This window comes from Mesorhizobium sp. M7A.F.Ca.CA.002.04.1.1 (assembly GCF_004022805.1).
In the GTDB taxonomy this organism is placed as follows: domain Bacteria; phylum Pseudomonadota; class Alphaproteobacteria; order Rhizobiales; family Rhizobiaceae; genus Mesorhizobium; species Mesorhizobium ciceri.
In genome coordinates, this window is sequence record NZ_RZPL01000405.1 from 1 (window position 1) to 5,100 (window position 5,100).

Consider the following 5,100-nt stretch of genomic DNA (forward strand, 5'->3'; position numbering starts at 1 on the left):
ATCGTCGTCGGGCGAACTTCCGTTTCTCATCGTCTCCGGTGAATTTGGGGTCAACGAACCTCTGAATGAGTTTAGCCGCGCTGTCACAAGCAGTGGGGCTAGAGTGGTCGTATTCGACTCGCAGGGGGGTAGTATCGGAAGTGCAATGCAACTTGGACGTATGATCCGGGCAGCCGGCCTTGACACGCTTCAAGTCCGGCAGTTGCAGTGCGCGTCGGCTTGCTCCTTGGCTTTCATGGGTGGCGTTCGCCGTGTTGCCGATCCGGGCTCTATTGGTGTTCACCGCTCATCCTTCGCCCCAGAGAGCGGGATGTCTACCGACGAGGCTGTGGCGAACGTTCAAGCCGTAACTGCCGATATCATGTCCTACATGTCCGAGATGGGCGTGGACCCCAAGTTGATGGCCGTAGCATTGAGTTACGACAGGTCTGATATGCGATATCTCTCCGCCAGTGAGATGGCTGAACTGCGCGTAACCAACATTTCCACCACGCCGCCGTCCGTTGACACGTCGCGTGTGTCGCCAATGCCCACTCCGGCCCCGGCTGAAGCCAGCGCAGACGAGCGGCAGCTAGAGAGCGCGGCGGTAGCATTTATCAAGGGGCTCATCGAGCACCATGGCGACAACGCAGATTTGGCGATCGCTCAGGTTCAAAATTCGTATGCTGGCATCGTCGATTATTACGGAAAGCCAACGGACCTAAGCTCGATCATCGCCGACAAGAGAAGCTATTTCCAACGATGGCCGGAACGGGGATACAATCTCCACGACGAGAGCGTCATAGTCACCTGTGCCAATGAGCGATGCATGGTGTCGGGCACTTACGACTGGGTCGTCCGCAGCCTGCCAAGGCACAAGCAGGCAAAAGGTGTGGCGCGGTTCAGCTACACGATTGCGATTGGGCAGATCCCCAAGATCATCGCTGAGACCAGCAAAGTTATGCGCTAGCGCAGTACAACGTCCGCGAGGGGAAGCGACGACTATCTTAGCCAACCGCAGCGAAGGCCTTCTCCGTCGCCTCAGTTGCAACCCTAAGCCGCCCCTCTTCGCCACCGTAGTTGTCCCCAGCGCCGCCCCCTGAGTGGCCCATGATCGACCGCTTGAGCTTCTCGGGGACCCAAGCGATCACCAGCAAGTCCTCCATTCGGTGGCGCAACGAGTGAGCGGCCCCAGGCAGAACCGGACTGGATCAGAGCGAGTTAGCCTTCTCAAGCGCCCGTCTGGCCATCTCAAGTCTTGCCTCGTCGCCACCGTAGTCCTCCCCAACGCTGCCTGAGGAATGGCCCAGAACAATGTCTTGGTCCGACTTCGTGACGCCGGCCAAGCGTAGGCGATCCTTCATGAGGTGGCGAAGCGAGTGGGTGGTAGCCTTCGGGTCCGTTACACAAGCCCGAACGTGCTTTCCCAAAGCAGCAGACGCTGAGGACGCACCCTTGGGCCTGCCGTAGGTTGGGAACAGCATCGCCGCGTTGCCCGCCGCAGCTTTGGCTTCTGTTGCAGCGTCCAATGCGTCCCCGATCAAGGGCACGTTACGGCGCGACACTGCATTCTTAATGCGGCGGTCGTCATGCCACTCGACCGTGATGTGCGGGATGGCATGTTCGAGATGCACGTCTGCGACCCGCAGACCCGAGACCTCGGCGAGGCGACATCCAGTCCCTTTAAGAATGCGCCAGATGTGCTGGAGGTCGGTCTTGGCGTGTGACACAAGGCGGCCCGAGATGGCGGCAGCCTCATCAAGGGTGAAGGGCCGGCGTTTGTCTTTATCAGGCTCTGCCTTGTCCTTGGGCGCGGCCTCCAAGTTCATGAAGGGATTGGTGACCCCGGTGAGGTCAAATTCTCTGATGGCGTGGTTGATCATCGCACGGACCACATTCAAGTAGCGGTCCACGGACGACGCTTTGCGGCCATCGAGCATGTGGTCCCTGACCTCTTTGGCGTCTTCCCGCTTGAGGTTGCTTAGTGTCCTGTCCTTGCCAAGCGCCGCGCTGACGAGCTTGAACACTCGCTCAAGCTCCATCTTCTTTGTTTCGTCGGTGCCAACCTTCTCTTTGAGGTACAGCCTCCTGGCATCTTCCAAGGTCGGGGCATGGCGCTGTTGATTTTGACCAAGGACAAGGGCGTGGATCAGGGCGCGGTCCGCCGACTCTATGCCAACGGGATTGCCTCGGTCGTCCACTGGATATTTCTCAGCAATCTGCTCCGCGATCAGCTCCCGAGCTAGCGCCTCGGGGTCATCCTCGTCCTCTGGACCGGTCCATTCGGGGTCGAGACTGAGCGCGCGAAGGCGTGTGCGGTTCAGCCTATGGTGCTCAAAGTCGGTCAAGGTGGGGGTGCCAACCAAGCTGCCTAGGGTTTGCGCATCGTGCGGCCGCGACCAAAGGCGCAACTGCTGCTCTGCCTGGGCATGCACCTTGGGGTAGGCCTTCAGTGCTTGATGTTCGGTCGCCCCGAGCGGGACCAGGATTTCCAACTTGCCCGCAGCGGCCTGGAGCTTCTTCGGAATTTTCCGCCGATAACGCCAGCCGGCGACGCCTCGTTTCTGTATGTGCTTCACGTCAATCTTCATAGCTCAGTGTACCCCGCAGTGTATCGCGCGGTGTATCTCTGGGGAAGCGGAAACCCTTGTAGTCCTTGGGTTTCAAGACTTTTCTGGATTAAGTGGCTCCCCGGGCCGGAGCCATGTCAAATAGAATATTAGATAAAATCAGTAATTTAACGGGTTTCTGTATCGCAATTTGTATAGCAATATGGTTAGCAAAGTTCGGTCTCTCTCAGGGTTAGATTTTGAATCCAGTTGCAAACTCTATGGGCCTGTTTGAGCCCGTTGGCCTTCCGGATTGGAGGTGGCCCCAGATGCCTGCCTACAATGGCTTCACTCATGAGGAGCGAGTTCGCGGCTGGCAATTGATACACCACTTCACCGACAAGGGCTTGCTGCAAAAGCCCCAGCGTTGCTCGATCTCGGGCTCCACAGAGAGCCTTCAAACCCACTGCGAGAACTACTATTCTCCATGGTCGCCATATCCGATTAGCCGGCCAATTCACACGGCCTTGCATCGCCGGTTCCGGCAACCTGATCCTTGGAACCGGATCGTAGATAGATACGCCGTAACTGGAGAGGAGTGGTTTTGTGCCCTCGCCACGCAGCCATTTGACTTGGCCGCGATGCTACGTGCCCAGCAGGGGGCTCATATCGTCGACGTTTTCCGAAGAGCGCCTTTCCCTCCGAACAATATTGCCGGTGTCCAGCGCAGCTAACACGGCCGGCCACGACCCTATCGCGAAGCGTGGGGTTGGTATGCAAATAGTTTGTGCCTACTAAGATTCACAAGGGTCTAAGAAATTCATCTCATGCACGTTGCTCGCTCGCTGTCAGCGTCAATCCGGCTGTCTTGGAGATCGCGCACCAGCGCAAAGATCTTGGCGGTATCCATGAGTTCAACGAGATTGACGCGGCGCTCGCCGCTTTCGATGTCTGCAAAGAATGGCTGATCGCTGCCGAGGACTTAGGCGACTTTTTTGCCCTTGCTAGCGCCGCTGCAATCATTCTGTGGCATTCGGAGTGAACCGACTCCAGTGATCAACCCGGCGCTTGTCTGAATCAATCCATCCTGTTCATATGGCCCGCGATTCTCGGGTGGGCACCCAATGACCAACTATACACACTATCACAGCAAATATTTCGCCAACCGTATCATGCTGGAGGGCCGATCCGACGAAGCCTTCGCCAAGTCTCTTTCCACCGCTCGCGTCGACATGAAGCCGCATCAGGTCGAAGCCGCACGCTTCGCGCTGCATTCTCCGCTGTCAAAAGGGGTGATCCTTGCCGATGAGGTCGGGCTTGGCAAAACGATCGAAGCCTGTTTGGTCATCGCGCAGAAATGGGCCGAGCGCGCAAGACGCTCGGTTCGTCCGTCGCTGCCATCACCATGTTTCTGGAAAATGTCATTGGCAGGCTTCGGAAGAACCAAGTGGCCGATGAGAGCGTCGTTGAAGACATCGACGACACGGCGGAGGTCGGCGAGGAAATCGCGGACGACGCTATGTTGGCTGCGGAGAATGGTCAGGGCGAAAAAGACGACGAGGGCGACGCATCGTCCGATGCCATCGATCCGAAGAAACTGGCCGCCGAGATAGCAGAGCTTGACGGCTACCTTGCCCTTGCTCGTTCCATCGGCTCTAACTCGAAAGGCGACAAGCTTCTTAGCCAGCTTCCGGGCGTGCTCGACGAAGTGGTCGCGCGTGGCGGCAAGCGAAAAGCTGTCATCTTCACCGAGTCCGTCCGTACACAGCGCTACCTTGCTGAAATCCTGTCGCAGAGCGGGTATGACGGGCAGATCGTGCTGATGAATGGTAGCAACAGCGACAAGGAGAGCCAGAAGGTTTACGCGGCCTGGAAGAAGGAGAAGGAAGGCACGGACGCTGTCTCCGGTTCGAAAAGCGCGGACATGAAGTCGGCCATCGTGAGCGCCTTCAAGTCGGACGACAAGTCGATTCTCATCGCGACGGAATCCGGCGCGGAAGGCATCAACCTGCAATTCTGTTCCCTGATCATCAACTTCGACCTGCCTTGGAATCCCCAGCGCATAGAGCAGCGCATTGGCCGTTGTCATCGTTACGGCCAGAAGATCGACGTAACAGTCGTGAACATGCTGAACCTGAAAAACCAGGCGGAAAAACGGATTCACGATCTTCTAAAATTCAAGTTCAACCTGTTCGACGGCCTGTTCGGGGCGAGCGATCAGGTTCTCGGCTCTATCGAATCTGGCATCGATTTCGAAAGGAAGGTCTTGGCCGTAGTCCAAAGTTGCCGGACAGAAGCGCAGGTAGACGAGGCGTTCAAGAAGCTCGAATCCGAGCTTGAAGAGCAGATCAAAGCCGATATGGCCGAGACCCGCCAGCAACTGTTCGACCTGTTCGACGCGTCGATCGTGGACATGCTCCGGCAGCGGGGAACGGAAATCGAACGCACCATGTCCGATTTCGAGCGCCGCCTATGGTTGCTGGCGCGCGCCGAGCTTCCGGAAGCGAAATTCCACACCGACGGAATTGCCCGGTTCGATCATGACGGGAAAACGTGGTCGACCGCTTGGCCC

Annotated in this window: 3 protein-coding genes and 1 pseudogene; 3 read left to right on the forward strand and 1 reads right to left on the reverse strand. The window is 57.6% G+C overall.

What is annotated here, in order from left to right; translation table 11 throughout:
• Nucleotides 1-949 (forward strand): annotated as a pseudogene (locus tag ENZ75_RS20200) (hypothetical protein); the annotation flags it as partial.
• Between the two features lie 241 nt (nucleotides 950-1,190).
• Here ENZ75_RS20200 and ENZ75_RS20205 read toward each other — a convergent pair.
• The gene (locus ENZ75_RS20205; protein WP_063168136.1) at nucleotides 1,191-2,570 is read right to left on the reverse strand and encodes a tyrosine-type recombinase/integrase; all 1,380 of its coding nucleotides are present in this window, start codon (nucleotides 2,568-2,570) and stop codon (nucleotides 1,191-1,193) included.
• Nucleotides 2,571-3,396: 826 nt separating this feature from the next.
• Here ENZ75_RS20205 and ENZ75_RS34375 point away from each other — a divergent pair.
• Together ENZ75_RS34375 and ENZ75_RS20210 are read left to right on the forward strand one after the other, a co-directional pair.
• A complete protein-coding gene (locus tag ENZ75_RS34375; protein ID WP_158515786.1) occupies nucleotides 3,397-3,570 on the forward strand; it encodes a hypothetical protein in 174 nt (57 codons plus the stop codon).
• 315 nt (nucleotides 3,571-3,885) lie between these two features.
• Nucleotides 3,886-5,100, forward strand: a 1,215-nt coding sequence (locus tag ENZ75_RS20210) for a helicase-related protein (RefSeq protein ID WP_281061253.1), incomplete at its 3' end; no start/stop codon positions are given.

Bases quoted from the DNA above. Each gene is read 5' to 3' on its own strand.
- ENZ75_RS20205 (WP_063168136.1), bottom strand. From the start codon at position 2,570: ATGAAGATTGACGTGAAGCACATACAGAAACGAGGCGTCGCCGGCTGG.